Origin of the sequence: Bacillus glycinifermentans (assembly GCF_001042475.2) — a bacterium.
Taxonomy (GTDB): Bacteria; Bacillota; Bacilli; order Bacillales; family Bacillaceae; genus Bacillus; species Bacillus glycinifermentans.
The window spans coordinates 316,638-333,150 of record NZ_LECW02000045.1; the positions used below are offsets into that span (position 1 = coordinate 316,638).

A 16,513-nucleotide genomic window follows, 5' to 3' on the forward strand; every position below is an offset into this window, starting at 1 on the left:
GAAGGGAGAGGCGTAATGAAAGCAGCAAATGCAAAAGAGAAACCGACGAAGGTTCGGGTGCGCGTATTGTTGTTTATCTTTGTATGTGTCGTGATTAATTATATGGACCGCAGCAATATTTCGGTGGCCGCCTCACGGTTAGGGGACGACCTGAACTTATCAGCTGTTCAATTAGGCTTGATTTTTTCGGCCTTTGGGTGGGCATATTGTGCGCTGCAAATCCCGGGAGGCGGTCTTGTCGACCGGTTTGGCCCGAGGCTTGTCTACGGCTTTACGCTGATCACCTGGTCGCTTGCGACATTGCTGCAGGGGTTCGCCCGCGGCTTTGGCTCGCTTTTCGGCCTGCGGCTTGCGACAGGTGCCTTTGAGGCGCCGGCCTTTCCGGCGAATAACCGGGTGGTGACGTCATGGTTTCCTGAGCAGGAAAGGGCATCAGCCATCGCCTTTTATACATCCGGGCAGTTTGCCGGCCTCGCGTTTTTGACGCCGGCGCTTACTGCCGTCCAGCATATCGTCGGCTGGCGCGGCCTGTTTATCGTCACAGGTGTGATCGGAATCATCTGGGGTATCGTCTGGTATGCGTTTTACCGTGATCCGGACCGTCATCCGAAAGTTAACAAAGCCGAGCTCGAACACATAGAAAAAGGCGGGGGAATCGTCCGCCGGCAACAGGAGACAACAGAGGAAAAAACTGCATTCAATTGGACGCATTTCAAACAGGTGACTGCTCACCGGAAGCTGTGGGGCATATATATCGGCCAATTTGCCGTCAATTCAACGCTATGGTTTTTTCTCACATGGTTTCCGACATATCTTGTGAAATATAGGGGGCTTGATTTTCTGCAGTCCGGTTTTCTTGCTTCGCTTCCTTTTCTTGCGGCCTTTATCGGCGTGCTGTTGTCCGGATTTCTGTCCGACTTTCTCGTGAAAAGGGGCGTATCAGCAGGGGTGGCCCGCAAGACCCCGATCATTACCGGGCTGTTCCTGTCGATTTCGATTATCGGCGCCAATTATGTTAATCAAACATCGTTGATTATGCTGTTTATGACCCTTGCTTTTTTTGGGAACGGCCTTGCCTCCATCACATGGGTGCTCGTGTCTTCTCTTGCGCCGAAGCACCTGATCGGGCTGACGGGAGGTGTCTTTAATTTCGTCGGAAGCCTCGCTTCAGTCATCGTTCCGATTGTCATCGGCTTTTTGGCTGACGGCGGAAGCTTTGCTCCTGCACTTGTCTTCATCGGCGTTCTGGCCTTAACGGGAGCCCTTTCCTATATCTTTCTCGTAGGAAAAGTCGAACGGATTCAACTGCAAGACGAGGCAAATGAAAACCGGAATATCTCGATATAAAGATTCTCGACCGCCGAATGACCGGCGGTTTTTTTGCTTTTTTAGGAATAATTGCCGGAATTCGTCGCAAAATAACTGAAAACTACTCAATCGACAGGTGCTTCCAATGAATACATATTTTCAAAAAGATTATCATCTTGGCGCTTTTCATTTTTTTTCAACATCGCACATCGTGACATTGCTCGTGATTGCAGCGCTCGGCGTTTGTCTGTTCGTCTTTCGGCGGACTCTTCAAGAGCCTAAATGGAACCGGGTGATTCGTTATGCTTTTGTCGCGATTCTTATTATGTCGGAGATCAGCTATCATTCGTGGTTCATTTATGTCCGCTCATGGACGCCGCGCTATTGTCTGCCTCTTCATCTGAGCGATCTTTCCGTTTATCTCGTCATCATTTTGCTGCTCACAAAAAATCTGAACTTGTTTAAATTCCTATACTTTGCCGGATTGGGAAGCGCGCTTCAGGCCATGCTGACGCCGGATTTGGGAAGATACGGTTTTCCGCACTTCAGGTTTTTCGAATTTTTCATTTCCCACGGGCTCGTCGTGCTGTCTTGCCTGTTCATGATCGCCGCCGAGAAATATAAACCGACGGTTCGCTCTCTTTGGATCACCTTTCTCATCGTCAATGTATACGCGGGCGTCATATTCGTGATCAACCGCATGCTGCAATCAAACTATATGTACATGATGAGAAAGCCGGGAGGCGGCGCATCGCTTCTTGATGTTCTCGGACCGTGGCCGTGGTATATCCTGTCGTCGCAAGCTGTGACCATCGTTTTCTTCTATCTCCTGTATGCGCCGTTTTGGATGAAAAGGAAAATGGAACGGTGACGTGTTTATTTTTCGAAAAAGGGGAATAGAACAAAAAAAGAGAAGGAGATGGAAACGATATGAAAAGCGACAGTACCATGCACATTATTTCTTGTACAGACGATAACTATGCACAGCATTTGAGCGTCATGTTCACCTCGCTGTTAATGAACATGGACAAAAATCGCGATGTCAAGCTGTACGTGATTGACGGCGGTATTGAAGAGGAGAATAAAGAACGGCTGAAAAAAACGATCCATCGCTTCGGAGTTCCCGTCACATTTCTCGATGTAGAGAAAAGCAGGTACGACCGCGCCGTCGAGAGCAGCCATATTACAAAAGCGGCGTATTACAGAATTTCGATTCCTGATCTGATCGGGGACGAAACCGTGAAGAGAATGATATATGTTGATTGCGACGCATTGGTGTTAGAGGATATAGCAAAGCTGTGGGATATGGACATTTCCCCTTATTTTGTAGCGGCAGTCGAAGACGCCGGCCAGCACGAACGCCTGAAAAAAATGAAAATCAGCGAAACTGCGAAATACTTCAACTCCGGCCTCATGATCATAGATATGGACGAGTGGAGAAAGCGCAGCATTTCGGAAAAAGTGATCAACTTTATTAACAACAACAGTGCAGACATGTTTGTATTCCATGACCAGGATGCGCTCAACGCGATTCTTTATGACCAGTGGCATGACCTTCATCCAAGATGGAATGCGCAGACTCATATCATGCTGAAGGAAAAAACGCCGGCGACCCTTTTGGACAAGAAGCGGTATATGGAAGCGAGGGCAAATCCCGCAATCGTCCATTTCTGCGGAGGGAACAAGCCTTGGAATTCGCAAACCGCACACCCGTATGCACGACATTATTTTGAGTATTTGAAGCGCACAGCATTCCATCGGGCTGCCGATCTGTCTAAAAACTATGTCAGTTAACATGCCAGCCTTCTTTTTTTAGCTTAGATTCATATATATAATCACGATAACCCTAACGTATCCCCATAGCCGCTTGTTTCCTCATAATGGAAACAAGCATTTTTCTGGTCGCAAAAAACAGATGAATGGAGGAAAAGCATGGCTAAAGTGCTGGTGACGCTCAGCGAACTTTTTTACCGCGCCGCTCCGCGCCTGAAAGAAAAGATTGAGGAGCTGGGGGCTGAATGCCTTTTTTTAGATTCGAAGAATGTAAGCAGAGAGGCTTTATTAACCCGTATCAAGGATGTCGATATTTACGTTCTCGGTGTTGAAAAAGCGGACCGCGAGCTGATCGATGCTGCCGGGAAGCTGCGCTATATCATCAAATTCGGCGCCGGAGTCGACAATATTGATGTGGCATATGCAAGACAGAAGGGGATTTCCGTCACGAATGCCCCGGGACAAAATGCGTCATCAGTCGCTGACCTGGCATTCGGCCTCCTCTTGGCAGGCGCAAGGTCGATTCCGCAAACAAATGCCGCCGTCAAAAACGGGTTTTGGAAGATTTCCATGGGGTATGAGCTTGATGGAAAAACGCTCGGGCTCATCGGTTTCGGCGAAATCGGAAAAAGAATCGCCAGACGTGCATCGGGATTTAATATGAACATTATGGCGTACGGCACATACAAAGATTACAAATCGGCAAAGCAATTGAACGTACGCTTTGCTGAACTCGATGACCTGCTGGCGAAATCTGATTTCGTCTGCATCAGCACATCATTGAGACCGGAAACGTTTCATCTGATGAATGAAGAACGCCTGGCGAAAATGAAGAATACGGCTTTTCTGATCAATATTGCCCGCGGAGAAGTCATCGATGAGAATGCGCTTATACAAGCGCTTGAACAGAAAAAGATCCGGGGAGCAGCGTTGGATGTTTTTGAAACAGAACCTCCATCTGCCCGGGTTACAAGCCTCCCCAATGTGATTTGCACCTCTCATATCGGCGGTGCAACTTTTGAAAGCATCAGGCGCATTGAAAAGATCACATCGGAAAACATCGGCAGGTTTATCGGCAACGAGCCTTTAACATTCACCGTAGAAGCGGGCAAAGCACGGACATAAAGAAAGAGGCGGTACAAAGGAAACCGTCTCTTTTTTCTTTAGGATCTTTGGAAAAATTCCACCAATTCTCCATCAGGACCGAAAATAAAGAAATAGCGGTAGCCGTTCGGAAGTTCGGTGATTCCGTCTTCAAAAAGCTGAATGTCCTTTTCTTTTACACGGGCGAAGTCCGCATCAATATGATCGGTAGAAACCGCAAAGTGATGAACCTTCCCTTCCTGCGGAAGCTTGTCATTGTACCCCTCGATAAGCTCGAGTTCCGTTTCGCCGCGGTTTTCAAATCCGAGAAATGCAAGCTTCATGATGCCGTTCGTGTGAGAGAGCCTGTCTTTCAGCTTCATGCCGACAACGTCTTGATAAAATGCGATCGAAGCCTCAATGTCCTTCACCATTACACCAACATGGTCGATTTGTGCCATACCGTCATTTCTCCTCCTTTTTCTACACCATCTTAGAAAAAACGGAATCATCTGTCAATTTAATGATCTTCCTTTGCATAAAAACTGGGACGGAGCGTTATGGTAGGATAGAGAAATACTAAACATAAGGACTGAACAGAATGAAGACGCTAAAGATCAAGCAAGCCCATGCAGCAAAGATTAAAAAAGGCTATCCCCTCATTTTAAAGGAAGCCGTTTTATCAAAGGATGACGATATCACCGAAGGATCGCTCATCGGCCTCACCGATGAAAAGGGCGGTTTTTTGGGGAAAGGCTATTACGGAGTGCAGAATAAAGGAATCGGCTGGGTACTCACGCAAAACAGGGATGAACCCATTGACCAGCGATTTTTTCTCAGCCGTTTGACAAAAGCTTTTCAAGAGCGGAACGAGCTTTTTGGCGATTCCGATACGACGGCATTCCGCGTATTTAACGGAGAGGGCGACGGAATCGGCGGATTGACGATCGATTATTATGACGGATATTTTTTGATCCAGTGGTACAGCAAAGGTATTTATGCCTATAAGGAATCGGTTGTGACAGCACTCGATGAACTCTCGGACTACAAAGCCATTTACGAGAAAAAACGGTTCAGTTCGGCCGGGCAGTATGTCGAAGACGATGATTTTGTAAAAGGAACGAGAGGAGAATTTCCGATCATCGTAAAAGAAAACGGGATTCATTTTGCCGTCTATCTCAATGACGGCGCCATGACCGGCGTTTTTCTCGATCAGCGCAACGTCCGGAAGGCGATTAGAGACCGCTATGCAGAAGGAAAAACAGTATTGAACACTTTCTCATATACCGGGGCGTTTTCCGTTGCTGCTGCGTTAGGCGGCGCGGCGAAAACGACAAGCGTCGATGTCGCAAACCGCAGCCTGAACAGGACGATCGAACAGTTCAGCGTGAACGGCCTTGATCATGAAGCGCACGATATTAAAGTAATGGACGTGTTCAACTACTTTTCGTATGCTGTCAAAAAGCAGCTCTCCTATGATCTGGTCATTCTCGATCCGCCGTCTTTTGCAAGAACAAAAAAGCGTACGTTCAGCGCTGCAAAGGATTATAAAAATCTGTTAAAAGAAACGATTGCGATCACCAAAAACGAAGGCGTTATCGTCGCTTCGACAAACAGCAGCGCCTTCGGAATGAAAAAGTTTAAAGGGTTTATCGATGCGGCATGCAAAGAAACGGGGACAAGCTGCACAGTCCTTGAAGAATATTCGCTCCCCGAAGATTTTAAAACGGTGAAAAGCTATCAGGAAGGCAATTATTTAAAAGTCGTGTTTTTGCGGATTCATCACCGATAAAGACCGGTTTCTTTCAATAAAAAATCTGAAAACGATACCTCTTGAGGGATTATTCATGTATATTGATATTACGTGAAAAATTGAACAGGGGGACGTTATGGATTACGGAGTCATGTTATCAATTGGAATTTATATGGCTGGAATGCTTTTGATTGGATATTTCGCCTACAGGCGGACATCCAATTTAACCGATTATATGCTTGGCGGAAGAAACCTTGGACCGGCTGTCACCGCTTTGAGCGCGGGCGCTTCAGATATGAGCGGCTGGCTTTTGATGGGCCTTCCGGGAGCGATGTACGTAAACGGGCTGAGCAGCGGCTGGATTGTCGCCGGTCTGACGGTCGGAGCTTACTTAAACTGGCTGTATGTCGCCCCGAGGCTTAGAACGTATACGGAAACGGCCGGCAACAGCATCACGATTCCCGATTATTTTGAAAACCGTTTTAAGGACGGTTCGAGAATTTTAAGGATTACATCAGCCTTTGTCATTTTAATCTTTTTTACCTTTTATACGTCATCCGGGATGGTCGCGGGAGGAGAGCTTTTCAAAACCGCCTTTCATCTCGATTACCGGATCGGCATCTGGCTGACGGCCGGTGTCGTCGTTTTGTACACGCTGTTCGGCGGCTTTTTGGCGGTAAGCTGGACCGACTTTGTACAGGGAACGATCATGTTTATTGCACTGATCCTGGTGCCCCTCGTTGTTTTTATCCATTTAGGGGGAATTGCGCCTGCTTTTTCTGATATCAGCGCCGTCGATCCGCACCTTCTGCAGCCGTTTCAAGGAACGACTGCGATTGGCATACTGTCGCTCCTGGCATGGGGGCTCGGCTATTTTGGGCAACCGCATATTATCGTCAGGTTTATGGCGATTTCCAACGTGAAAGAAATGAAGAGCGCCCGCAGGATCGGCATGAGCTGGATGATATTCTCAATCTGCGGCGCGATGCTGACCGGTCTTATCGGCATCGCCTATTTCAGCGTAAACCACCTGCCTTTAAAAAATCCGGAAACGGTATTTATCGTTCTTTCTGATCTGCTGTTCCCTTCCGTAATCACAGGGTTTTTGCTGGCGGCCATTTTGGCGGCTGTCATGAGTACGATTTCCTCGCAGCTGCTCGTCACGTCAAGCGCGCTTACGGAAGATTTTTATAAAGCGTTTATTCGGAAGAACGCATCTGACAAAGAGCTTGTTCTTGTCGGAAGGCTTGCTGTTCTTGCCATTTCGCTGATCGCGCTGATCATGGCGCTTCATCCGAACGAAACGATTTTGAACCTTGTCGGCTATGCATGGGCCGGTTTTGGCGCGGCCTTTGGGCCGGTTGTCCTGCTGAGCCTGTATTGGAAGCGGATGACGAAGTGGGGAGCGCTTTCGGGAATGCTCTCGGGCGCGCTTACGGTCATCGCCTGGGAACAGGTAAAAGCTTTTGCCGCGGTCTACGAATTGATTCCCGGTTTTATTGTGAGTACGGCTGTCATCGTGATCGTGAGCCTGCTGACGAAAAAGCCTTCGGCCGAGATTGAAAGCGAGTTTGATACGGCTGTAGAAAATCTGAAAAGGTAAAGGAACATGAAAAAAGGCCTCCGAAGATTGATTCGGAGGCCTTTCTTGGCTACACAGTAATAAGCGAAATAAGAAATGGTGCGGCGCAAAGCGTAATGATCGCTGCCAAAATCATCGAAACGCTTGAGATCGTTCCGGATACGGAGCTGAGCTCAAACGCTTTTGACGTACCGGCGCCGTGTGCGCTTGTTCCAAGCAGCACGCCTCTGGCAATTTCATTGTCGATTCTGAAATAGCGGATGACCATCGGGCCGATCACTGTGCCGAACAAAGCGGTCAAAATGACAAACACGGCGGTAACCGCAGGCACTCCTCCGATCATTTCAGAGACGCTCATTGCGATTGGCGTCGTCACTGATCTTGGAACGAGGCTCTCAATAAGATCCGCGTTCAGCTTGAACAGCTTTGCGATAAACGCTGTTGACAAAATGGCGATGCAGCTTCCGACCGCCACGTTAATAATAATTTCAGCGGCATACTTTTTTAAAATAGGGAAGTATTTATACAGCGGAATCGCAAAAGCCACGGTAGCCGGCTGAAGCATATCGGTTAACAGGCGCCCTCCGGCATTGTATGCGTCAAAAGGCACATTGATCAAAAGCAGCAGGCCGACCAATATGAGCGGCGTGATCAGTAAAGGCGAAGCATACACCTTCGGATGGCGTTTGTAAACTGCCTTGGCTCCCATATAGATCAAGACTGTTGTGATCAGACTTAAGCATCCGATGAACATGTTTTTTTCCTTTCCTTTCTTTTAGCGATGATTTGCGTCAGCATCCCTGTCGATACCATAACGACAAACGTGCTGATCAGAACGACGAGTATAATGCTTGTTCCGAAGTGTTTGAGAATATCCCCATAGTTCATAATCCCGACTGCTGAAGGGATAAAGAACAATAGAAGTTCCGCAAGAAGCCACAATGCCCCGATTTCAACCCATTCAAGCTTAATGACCTTGAAATGGAGGAGCGCAAAAACGACGATAATCCCGAGGATGCTTCCGGGAATATTTATATGAAGAACGTCTACAATCAGATTCATCAAACGCGCAATGAAAAATAAAAGAGCGACCTGACTTATTCCTTTAATGAATGTTTTCATGTCATTATCCCCCTTTCTAGACAAAAGTGTACATGAGATTGAACTATAGGTAAAATACATATACAGAATAATGATTATTCATTTTATCTATAAGGGAATACGAGAAATCAGGGCGAAAGAAACAGTTAATTGACTAAAACTGTAAAACGGCTGACGGAATAGACTTCCTGTTTTCTGTGACCATTACACCTTACTGCTCCCGTGTCTTTCGTCTTTCACCGGTGGGAAGCGGGATTGGATTCGTGCAAAAAGACTGGTCTGAAATTCTTAAAAACCGGCTTATTTCAGATTGTTCACCATGTACAAATCCCTAAAAACAGTATTTAAAGCCTATTCAACATCCATGCTTTTCGACTTAAACTATAAATATTGGAAATGTGCGCAAGTCTAGTAAAAGATGTGAATCTATGCTTGAACGGATCAAGAAAAAATCATTCCACATCATCATGCAATTTCAGAGGTGACAAAAATGGACTACTCAGGCACGCTGGAGAAGATACACGGGGTTCTCTCCCACAAGGCCCAAGAGCTCGAAGAACAAATTTCAAGACTGGAACGGGCAAAGCGCGATGTTGAAAGAGAACAAGGCTTAGGCATCGAAGAAATCAGACAGATTTTGCGCCCGGATCTTGGAGAAGCATGGACCGGAAGCCGGGCAGCCGACTTTGATGAAGCACGTGATGAAGCGCACACCGCCATGTACAGGATATTTAACGATGATTATGAGAGGTATATCCATAAAATCGATTTGAAAATATTTGCATTAGACGCTGAAAAAGGGGCGGTCGAGGCTGCGAGCTGGTCTGCTGACCGGGCGGACTATCTGTTGGAAAAAGGAGATGAAGCGCTCGACGCCCTGCATAGTACAATCAACGGTCTAAAAGGGTGGTTGAAATGAGCAAAACGATCAAACTGAACCATGGCGCGGTCATAAAACAGCTGGATCAAGTGAAAAGCGCGCTTGATTCGCTCTCTCTGCAAGGGCCGTCTGCCGGATCGCTTGGGCAAAATAAGCTTGATTTTACAACAAAGTGGCTTGAACGGGAGGAAACCATCCGCGATATGGTGAACCAGTACAAAGAAGCTGTTCAAAAAAATATCGAAGACACTCGTTCAAACGTGGATAGCCTGAAGGAGCAGGATGAGGCCATCGCCAGAAAATAAGCGCCGCCGGCAGCAAGCCGGCAGCGCTTTTTTATGTTGGGCGGGGTGCAGAAAATGTTGAATTTGGTTTAAAATATGGTGTAAAGCGAAAATCGTGCGCAAAGCTCTGAAAGGATGTCAACCAAATGGACATACGTCATTTAACTTATTTTTTAGAAGTGGCCCGCCTGAAAAGCTTTACGAAGGCTGCCCAGTCGCTATATATCTCACAGCCGACGATTTCCAAAATGATCAAGAATCTTGAAGAGGAGCTGGGAATCGAGCTGTTTTACCGGCGCGGAAGGCAGATTGAACTGACAGACGCCGGCCAAAGCATGTACGTGCAGGCGCAGGAAATCACGAAATCGTTTCAAAATTTAACTTCAGAGCTGAACGATTTGATGGACGTGAAAAAAGGACATGTCCGGATCGGGCTGCCGCCGATGATCGGTTCAGGTTTTTTTCCGAAGGTCATCGGTGAATTTAGGGACAAATACCCGAATGTCACGTTTCAGCTGGTTGAACACGGGTCTGTGAAGGTGCAGGAGGGCGTGGAGGACGGATCGCTCGATATCGGGGTCGTCGTCCTGCCGGCGAAAGAAGAGGTCTTTCATTCGTTTACGATCGTAAAAGAAAATTTAATGCTGCTCGTTCATCCGTCACACCGCTTTGCCGGTGAAAAAGAGATCGAGCTTCGCCAATTGAGTGAGGAACCGTTTATTTTCTTTCGCGAAGACTTCGTCCTTCATGAACGGATCATTACAGCATGTTTGAAGGCCGGATTTCGGCCGAACGTAATTTATGAAACATCCCAATGGGATTTTATCAGTGAAATGGTGTCGGCCAATCTCGGAATCGGCCTGCTCCCTGAAAGAATCTGCCGGGATCTTGACCCTGAGCGTGTGAAGGTCATTCCTGTTGTCAGACCGTCCATACCCTGGCATGTCGCCGTCATTTGGAGAAAGGACCGCTATCTTTCATTTGCAGCCAGAGCCTGGATCGACCACACCAAATCGTATATATGGAGCCCGAACGAAAGAATAGGAAGGAATGAAGCATGATGAACCGACAAGATGCCGCTCAAGCAATAGAGAAAGTCAGAAAAGAAAACCCGCTCGTGCATAATATGACGAACAACGTCGTGACGAACTTCACCGCAAACGGCTTATTGGCTCTCGGCGCTTCCCCGGTTATGGCCTACGCAAGGGAAGAGGCGGCCGACATGGCGAAAATTGCCGGTGCTCTCGTATTGAACATCGGCACGCTGAGCCTTGAGGCCGTTGAGTCGATGATCATCGCCGGAAAGTCGGCGAATGAACACGGCGTTCCCGTTATCCTTGACCCTGTCGGAGCCGGCGCGACGCCGTTTCGAACGGCATCCGCCCAACGCATCATGCGAAAAGTCAAGATCTCTGCCGTCAGGGGCAATGCCGCCGAAATCGCCAACACGCTCGGTGAAGAAAGATGGGTGATAAAGGGAGTTGACGCCGGGGAAGAAAAAGGCGACCGGATCGCTCTGGCCAAAAAAGCGGCCAGCGTCTGGAATACAACTGTTATCATCACCGGTGCCGAAGACGTCGTTACCGACGGGAAAAAGCTGTATACCGCCGGAAACGGGCATGAACTGCTGACGAAGGTGACGGGGACGGGCTGCCTTTTGACGTCTGTCATCGGCGCGTTTTGCGCTGTTGAAAAAGACGCTTGCAAAGCCGCTGTATCAGCCGCGGTTTTTTATGGCTGCGCGGCGGAAATAGCCGCCGAAAAAACAGCGCATCAAGGGCCCGGAAGCTTTCAGATTGAATTTTTGAATCAGCTTGCCGCTGTCAATTCAGCGGATATAGAAGAGCGCGGCTTGATCATGGAGGTGGAGTAGGATGGGGCGTATTTTACGGAGAAACATGAAAGACATGCTGTCCGTATACTTTATTATGGGCTCAAATAATACGGACGGCGACCCTTTGGCCGTCATTGAAGCTGCCTTGGAAGGCGGCGCGACTCTCTTTCAATTCCGCGAAAAGGGGGACGGGGCGCTGAAAGCGGACGAAAAAAGAGCTTTTGCGAAAAAAGTGCAGGCTCTGTGCCGCGAAGCTGGAGTCCCTTTCATCGTCAATGACGACATTGAGCTTGCCCTTGAACTTGACGCCGACGGCGTTCACATCGGCCAGGATGACGAAAAGGCCGGGGACGTCCGAGCCAGAATCGGGGAAAGAATTCTCGGCGTGTCAACGCATACGCTTGAAGAAGTGCTGCAGGCAGAAAAGGACGGGGCCGATTATATCGGAGCAGGGCCGATTTACCCGACGGAAACGAAGCGGGATGCGAAAGCCGTCCAAGGCGTCGCCCTGTTGAAAGAAATGCGGAAGCGGGGCATCGGCATTCCTGCAGTCGGAATCGGCGGGATCACGCTTGAAAACTGCGCGCCTGTCGTTGAAGCAGGAGCGGACGGCATCAGCATCATCAGCGCCATCAGCAAGTCCTCTGATCCCAAACAGGCTGCTGCCTGGTTTCGCAACAAGGTTGAAGCCGTTAAAAGCGCAAATTCCTAAAAAGGGGTTTCGCGCTTTTAAAATTGTTCATCTATAAACCGCTCCAAGAACCGCTCAATGACAATGTAGGAAACGCCAAGCGAAGAGGCGGTGCGGCCGAGGGAGGAAATGTTCAGGCGGTAATCGGTCAGCGCTTCTTTTTTACTTCTTGACGAAATCGTCTTCTTAATCGAATCGACGATCGCCGGATAAGATTCGACAATCGTATTTCGCAAAATAATCGTCTCCGGATTCAACGTTCTGATGATGTTGACGAGTCCCACGCCTATGTAAAAGCCGAATGTCTCGAACGTTTCCAGCATCTTTTGATCGCCATGGTCGGCCAGCTCCTTGACCGTTTGATACAAAGGAGCCTTAGTATGTGAAAGATACGGAGAAAAAACGGCTCTTTCCGACGCATACAGCTCCCAGCAGCCTTTATTTCCGCATCTGCATAGAGGGCCGTTCATGTCGATCGACATATGCCCCGCTTCTCCTGAAAACCCTTGCACGCCTCTGAACAGTTTGCCGTTCATCAAAATTCCTAAACCGATGCCGGCATTGATGCTTACGAAAATGGCGTGTTCCAAATGTCCGGAATGTCCGTACTCCCTTTCGCCGATGGCTCCGGCATTCGCTTCATTTTCAACGAAAACCGGAACATTGTACGCTTTCTCAAGAAGGCTTTTCATTTGGAGAAGGTGAATCGGTTTATTCGGGGTGAAAACGATGTTCCGGTCATTGTCGACCAGGCCCGGCACGCACACCCCGATCCCTGTCAAACCGTAATGGGAATCAGGCATCTTTAGGGTGGCAAGTCCGATCAGTTCAATGAGAGCCTGCTCTGTCGCCGGAATGTCCGTCTCATCAAGTTCACGCTCGTATTGCTCAATAATCTCGCCTTCCAGGTCGGTTAAAACGACGATGATGTAATTCGTTCCGATATCAGCCCCGATCGCATAGCCGGCTTTCCGGTTAAATTTCAGCATAACGGGCCGTCTGCCGCCGCTCGATTGACCGCGGCCCGTTTCAAAAATAATGTCCCGTTGCAGCAGGGAAGACACTTGGGAAGAGACCGTTGACTTATTTAGCCCGGTTATCTCTGAAAGCTTTGCCCTTGAGACAGGGGCGTTGGCAATGATTTGCTCAAGGATGAGGGCTTTATTCATTTTTTTGACAAGTGCTTGGTCTGCTGTATTCAATACGATCACTCGCTTTTGATGTAGTGCTTTCATTATAGTACAGCGAATTTAAAACACTCAAATTTTTCTAATATTGTAATTGAAAGCGCTTCGCGTATCTTGTAAAATAAATGGAAAGAAGTTAGTTTAATGGATAAACAAACTTATTTTAGGGGGGACTGTGAATGTTTTTTAAAGAAGTAGAAACGGTCAAGTATGAAGGGGCAGACTCGGATCATCCATACGCTTTTAAATATTACAACCCTGATGAACGGATCGGCGGCAAAACGATGAAGGAGCATCTCCGTTTTGCTGTTTCTTATTGGCATACGTTTGATGCGGACGGAAGCGATCCGTTCGGAGACGGAACGATCAGCCGCTCATGGAACAGGATGACGCATCCGCTGGATAAGGCGAAAACGCGCGCTGAAGCGGCATTCGAATTTTTTGAGAAGCTCGGCGTGCCATACTTCTGCTTTCATGACGTTGACGTCGTCCAGGAAGGCGATACATTGCGGGAAACGTTTTTTTATTTGGATAAAATGGTGTCATTTCTTAAGGAGATGATGGAGACAAGCGGAGTAAAGCTATTATGGAACACAGCAAACATGTTTACGCATCCGCGATTTGTGCACGGCGCCGCCACATCCTGCAATGCGGACGTATATGCGATTGCAGCGGCAAAAGTGAAAAAGGGGCTGGAAATCGCCAAGGAGCTCGGCGCTGAAAACTATGTGTTTTGGGGCGGCCGGGAAGGCTATGACACGCTGCTGAATACTAACATGAAGCTGGAGCTCGACAATTTGGCAGCCTTCTATCGAATGGCCGTCGATTATGCGAACGAGATCGGCTTTGACGGGCAATTTCTGATTGAACCGAAGCCGAAAGAGCCGACAAAGCATCAATACGATTTTGACGCAGCGACTTCGATCGCATTTTTGGAAACGTACGGTTTAAAAAAGCATTTTAAATTGAATCTTGAAGCAAATCATGCCACGCTTGCCGGACATACGTTTGAGCATGAGCTGAGGGTGGCTGCGCTCCACGATATGCTCGGCTCGATCGATGCGAATCAGGGAGATTTGCTGTTGGGATGGGATACGGACGAATTCCCGACAGATCTGTATGGCGCAGTCCTTTCCATGTACGAGATTTTAAAAGCTGGCGGCTTTAAAGCGGGAGGCATCAATTTTGATGCGAAAGTAAGGCGCGCCTCGTTTACGGATGAGGATTTGTTTCACGGGCACATCGCGGGAATGGATACGTATGCGCTCGGCTTCAAAGTCGCCTATCAGCTTTTGGAGAACCGGGCGATTGAAAGCGTCATAGAAGAACGTTATGAAAGCTATACGAAAGGAATCGGCCTCGACATCGCCGAAGGAAAAACGGATTTGAAAAAACTGGCCGCCTATGCACTCGAAAACGATCGCATCGAAAATAAGTCAGGCCGGCAGGAAATGCTTAAAGCAATGGTGAACCGCTATTTATTAAATGCTTTACGGTCAGAGCCGGCAAGAAAGGAGAAACATTAGTGGAATATTGTATCGGGGTTGACCTTGGCACAAGCGCCGTCAAAGCGATCCTCGTCAACCGGCACGGCGGCATATGCGGGGAAGCCTCAAAGCCGTTTTCAATCATCGAGCCTCATGCCGGTTATTCCGAACAGGATCCGCGCGAATGGGCGGAGAAAACGAAGGAAGCCATAAAAGAACTTGTCGGAGGACACCGGGGAGGGGCCGATGAGATTAAAGGCATCAGCTTCTCCGGTCAAATGCACGGATTGGTGCTTTTGGACGGCAAAGGAGAAGTGCTGCGGAATGCGATATTGTGGAATGACACCCGTACGACCGAACAATGCCGGCTGATTAACGAAGTCATCGGTAAGGCGCGCCTCCTTGAGCTCGTAAAAAACCCCGCGCTCGAGGGATTTACGCTTCCGAAGCTTCTGTGGATCAAGGAACATGAACAAGAGGTTTTTCAAAAAGCGGCCGTATTTTTGCTGCCAAAGGATTATGTCAGGTATACCATGACAGGGCGCATTCACAGCGAGTATTCAGATGCGGCGGGCACGCTGCTGCTTGATGTGAAGCATAAAACATGGAGCAGCGAAATGTGCCGCCGGCTTGGGATTCCTGAAGCGATGTGCCCAGAATTGGTCGAATCCGGAAGCTTTGTCGGCTGTCTCACTTCCAAATTTGCCGAAGAAACAGGCCTCACGCCCGAAGTAAAGGTTTTTGCCGGAGGGGCCGACAATGCATGCGGAGCGGTCGGCGCCGGTATATTACAAGAAGGCACCGCTTTGTGCAGCATCGGCACGTCAGGTGTTGTACTCTCGTATGAAAAAGATCCAGATCAACAATTTCGGGGCAATATTCACTTGTTCAACCATGCGGCGCCTGATGCCTATTATTCAATGGGTGTGACGCTTTCCGCAGGCCGCAGTTTCAGCTGGTTTAAGGATGTATTCGCCAAGGATGAAGCGTTTGATTCGTTGATCGGTGAAGTGGAAGAATCCCGGCCCGGTTCAAGAGGTCTGCTGTTTACGCCTTATCTTTCCGGGGAAAGGACCCCCCATGCTGACGCGGAGATTCGCGCCAGCTTCATCGGGATGGACAGCGGCCACAGGAGGGCTGATGTTGTCAGGTCCGTTATTGAAGGCATCACATTTTCCCTCCATGAGAGCATCGAACAATTTCGCGCCCGAGGGAAAAACATCAGCCGCGTCATTTCGATCGGCGGAGGAGCAAAAAGCGAAGAATGGCTGCAAATCCAGGCCGATATTTTTAACGCCGAGATCATCAGGCTGAAAAGCGAGCAGGGGCCGGCTTTCGGAGCTGCGATGATCGCAGCCGTCGGCTGCGGCTGGTTTCCGACGCTGGAAGCTTGCGCTGAACGCTTCGTTCACATAAAAGAGACCTTTCAGCCCCGCCCTGAATACAGCGGGCAATATCAACATATTTTTCCGGTTTACCGGGATGTCTATCGCTATACGAAGCCATTGAACGAACGGCTGGCATTTTTGCGCGAATAGCCCGATGCTTTT

At 48.5% G+C, this 16,513-nt stretch carries 17 protein-coding genes; 13 read left to right on the forward strand and 4 right to left on the reverse strand.

All coding sequences use genetic code 11. The features are described from left to right. The first annotated feature begins 15 nt into the window (after window positions 1-15). From AB447_RS20920 to AB447_RS20935, 4 genes are all read left to right on the forward strand, one after another. On the forward strand, window positions 16-1,347 hold the full coding sequence (locus tag AB447_RS20920) for an MFS transporter (protein ID WP_048352734.1): 1,332 nt from the start codon (window positions 16-18) through the stop codon (window positions 1,345-1,347). A gap of 106 nt (window positions 1,348-1,453) precedes the next feature. After that, entirely contained in the window at window positions 1,454-2,179 is a 726-nt protein-coding gene (locus tag AB447_RS20925; protein ID WP_048352735.1) for a YwaF family protein, read from the forward strand. A 59-nt stretch (window positions 2,180-2,238) separates the two neighbouring features. After that, on the forward strand, window positions 2,239-3,102 hold the full coding sequence (locus AB447_RS20930; protein ID WP_048352736.1) for a glycosyltransferase family 8 protein: 864 nt from the start codon (window positions 2,239-2,241) through the stop codon (window positions 3,100-3,102). A 138-nt stretch (window positions 3,103-3,240) separates the two neighbouring features. After that, window positions 3,241-4,206, forward strand: coding sequence for a phosphoglycerate dehydrogenase (locus AB447_RS20935; RefSeq protein WP_048352737.1), 966 nt, complete (start codon window positions 3,241-3,243; stop codon window positions 4,204-4,206). Between the two features lie 38 nt (window positions 4,207-4,244). On the opposite strand, the gene AB447_RS20940 is transcribed toward AB447_RS20935, so the two are convergent. Then, on the reverse strand, window positions 4,245-4,625 hold the full coding sequence (locus AB447_RS20940; RefSeq protein WP_048352738.1) for a VOC family protein: 381 nt from the start codon (window positions 4,623-4,625) through the stop codon (window positions 4,245-4,247). Between the two features lie 140 nt (window positions 4,626-4,765). On the opposite strand from AB447_RS20940, the gene AB447_RS20945 reads away from it, so the two are divergent. Next, a complete protein-coding gene (locus tag AB447_RS20945; protein WP_048352739.1) occupies window positions 4,766-5,956 on the forward strand; it encodes a class I SAM-dependent rRNA methyltransferase in 1,191 nt (396 codons plus the stop codon). 97 nt (window positions 5,957-6,053) lie between these two features. Continuing rightward, complete coding sequence (putP, locus tag AB447_RS20950) at window positions 6,054-7,520, forward strand: sodium/proline symporter PutP (protein WP_048352740.1); 1,467 nt, start codon at window positions 6,054-6,056, stop codon at window positions 7,518-7,520. A 49-nt stretch (window positions 7,521-7,569) separates the two neighbouring features. Here putP and AB447_RS20955 read toward each other — a convergent pair whose 3' ends face one another. Beyond that, on the reverse strand, window positions 7,570-8,253 hold the full coding sequence (locus AB447_RS20955) for a CidB/LrgB family autolysis modulator (RefSeq protein WP_048352741.1): 684 nt from the start codon (window positions 8,251-8,253) through the stop codon (window positions 7,570-7,572). Beyond that, window positions 8,235-8,621 (reverse strand): CidA/LrgA family holin-like protein, encoded by a 387-nt coding sequence (locus AB447_RS20960; protein WP_046130653.1) that lies wholly within the window; start codon window positions 8,619-8,621, stop codon window positions 8,235-8,237. The genes AB447_RS20955 and AB447_RS20960 overlap by 19 nt, the downstream gene beginning before the upstream one ends. Window positions 8,622-9,090: 469 nt before the next feature. On the opposite strand from AB447_RS20960, the gene AB447_RS20965 reads away from it, so the two are divergent. The 5 genes from AB447_RS20965 (at window position 9,091) to thiE (ending at window position 12,310) form a co-directional block, all read left to right on the forward strand. Next, window positions 9,091-9,519, forward strand: a complete 429-nt coding sequence (locus tag AB447_RS20965; RefSeq protein WP_048352742.1) for a DUF5082 family protein — start codon at window positions 9,091-9,093, stop codon at window positions 9,517-9,519. Then, window positions 9,516-9,785, forward strand: coding sequence for a YwqI/YxiC family protein (locus AB447_RS20970; RefSeq protein WP_048352743.1), 270 nt, complete (start codon window positions 9,516-9,518; stop codon window positions 9,783-9,785). Before AB447_RS20965 ends, AB447_RS20970 begins: the two co-directional genes overlap by 4 nt. 125 nt (window positions 9,786-9,910) lie before the next feature. Next, window positions 9,911-10,825, forward strand: coding sequence for a cidABC operon transcriptional activator CidR (gene cidR / locus AB447_RS20975; RefSeq protein ID WP_048352744.1), 915 nt, complete (start codon window positions 9,911-9,913; stop codon window positions 10,823-10,825). Continuing rightward, entirely contained in the window at window positions 10,825-11,637 is an 813-nt protein-coding gene (gene thiM / locus AB447_RS20980; protein ID WP_048352795.1) for a hydroxyethylthiazole kinase, read from the forward strand. The genes cidR and thiM overlap by 1 nt, the downstream gene beginning before the upstream one ends. Before the next feature lies 1 nt (window position 11,638). Next, on the forward strand, window positions 11,639-12,310 hold the full coding sequence (thiE, locus tag AB447_RS20985; RefSeq protein WP_048352745.1) for a thiamine phosphate synthase: 672 nt from the start codon (window positions 11,639-11,641) through the stop codon (window positions 12,308-12,310). A 17-nt stretch (window positions 12,311-12,327) separates the two neighbouring features. On the opposite strand, the gene AB447_RS20990 is transcribed toward thiE, so the two are convergent. After that, window positions 12,328-13,491, reverse strand: a complete 1,164-nt coding sequence (locus AB447_RS20990) for an ROK family transcriptional regulator (protein ID WP_048352746.1) — start codon at window positions 13,489-13,491, stop codon at window positions 12,328-12,330. Window positions 13,492-13,655: 164 nt separating this feature from the next. Between AB447_RS20990 and xylA the strand changes: the two genes are divergently transcribed. Together xylA and xylB are read left to right on the forward strand one after the other, a co-directional pair. Beyond that, on the forward strand, window positions 13,656-15,002 hold the full coding sequence (gene xylA / locus AB447_RS20995; protein ID WP_048352747.1) for a xylose isomerase: 1,347 nt from the start codon (window positions 13,656-13,658) through the stop codon (window positions 15,000-15,002). After that, window positions 15,002-16,501, forward strand: coding sequence for a xylulokinase (gene xylB / locus AB447_RS21000; protein WP_048352748.1), 1,500 nt, complete (start codon window positions 15,002-15,004; stop codon window positions 16,499-16,501). Before xylA ends, xylB begins: the two co-directional genes overlap by 1 nt. Window positions 16,502-16,513: the final 12 nt, after the last annotated feature.

What these genes read in the sequence shown, in the direction of transcription:
- AB447_RS20920 (WP_048352734.1), top strand. Translation starts at nt 16, where the DNA reads ATGAAAGCAGCAAATGCAAAAGAGAAACCGACGAAGGTTCGGGTGCGC.
- AB447_RS20925 (WP_048352735.1), top strand. Translation starts at nt 1,454, where the DNA reads ATGAATACATATTTTCAAAAAGATTATCATCTTGGCGCTTTTCATTTT.
- AB447_RS20930 (WP_048352736.1), top strand. Translation starts at nt 2,239, where the DNA reads ATGAAAAGCGACAGTACCATGCACATTATTTCTTGTACAGACGATAAC.
- AB447_RS20935 (WP_048352737.1), top strand. Translation starts at nt 3,241, where the DNA reads ATGGCTAAAGTGCTGGTGACGCTCAGCGAACTTTTTTACCGCGCCGCT.
- AB447_RS20940 (WP_048352738.1), bottom strand. Translation starts at nt 4,625, where the DNA reads ATGGCACAAATCGACCATGTTGGTGTAATGGTGAAGGACATTGAGGCT.
- AB447_RS20945 (WP_048352739.1), top strand. Translation starts at nt 4,766, where the DNA reads ATGAAGACGCTAAAGATCAAGCAAGCCCATGCAGCAAAGATTAAAAAA.
- putP (WP_048352740.1), top strand. Translation starts at nt 6,054, where the DNA reads ATGGATTACGGAGTCATGTTATCAATTGGAATTTATATGGCTGGAATG.
- AB447_RS20955 (WP_048352741.1), bottom strand. Translation starts at nt 8,253, where the DNA reads ATGTTCATCGGATGCTTAAGTCTGATCACAACAGTCTTGATCTATATG.
- AB447_RS20960 (WP_046130653.1), bottom strand. Translation starts at nt 8,621, where the DNA reads ATGAAAACATTCATTAAAGGAATAAGTCAGGTCGCTCTTTTATTTTTC.
- AB447_RS20965 (WP_048352742.1), top strand. Translation starts at nt 9,091, where the DNA reads ATGGACTACTCAGGCACGCTGGAGAAGATACACGGGGTTCTCTCCCAC.
- AB447_RS20970 (WP_048352743.1), top strand. Translation starts at nt 9,516, where the DNA reads ATGAGCAAAACGATCAAACTGAACCATGGCGCGGTCATAAAACAGCTG.
- cidR (WP_048352744.1), top strand. Translation starts at nt 9,911, where the DNA reads ATGGACATACGTCATTTAACTTATTTTTTAGAAGTGGCCCGCCTGAAA.
- thiM (WP_048352795.1), top strand. Translation starts at nt 10,825, where the DNA reads ATGAACCGACAAGATGCCGCTCAAGCAATAGAGAAAGTCAGAAAAGAA.
- thiE (WP_048352745.1), top strand. Translation starts at nt 11,639, where the DNA reads ATGGGGCGTATTTTACGGAGAAACATGAAAGACATGCTGTCCGTATAC.
- xylA (WP_048352747.1), top strand. Translation starts at nt 13,656, where the DNA reads ATGTTTTTTAAAGAAGTAGAAACGGTCAAGTATGAAGGGGCAGACTCG.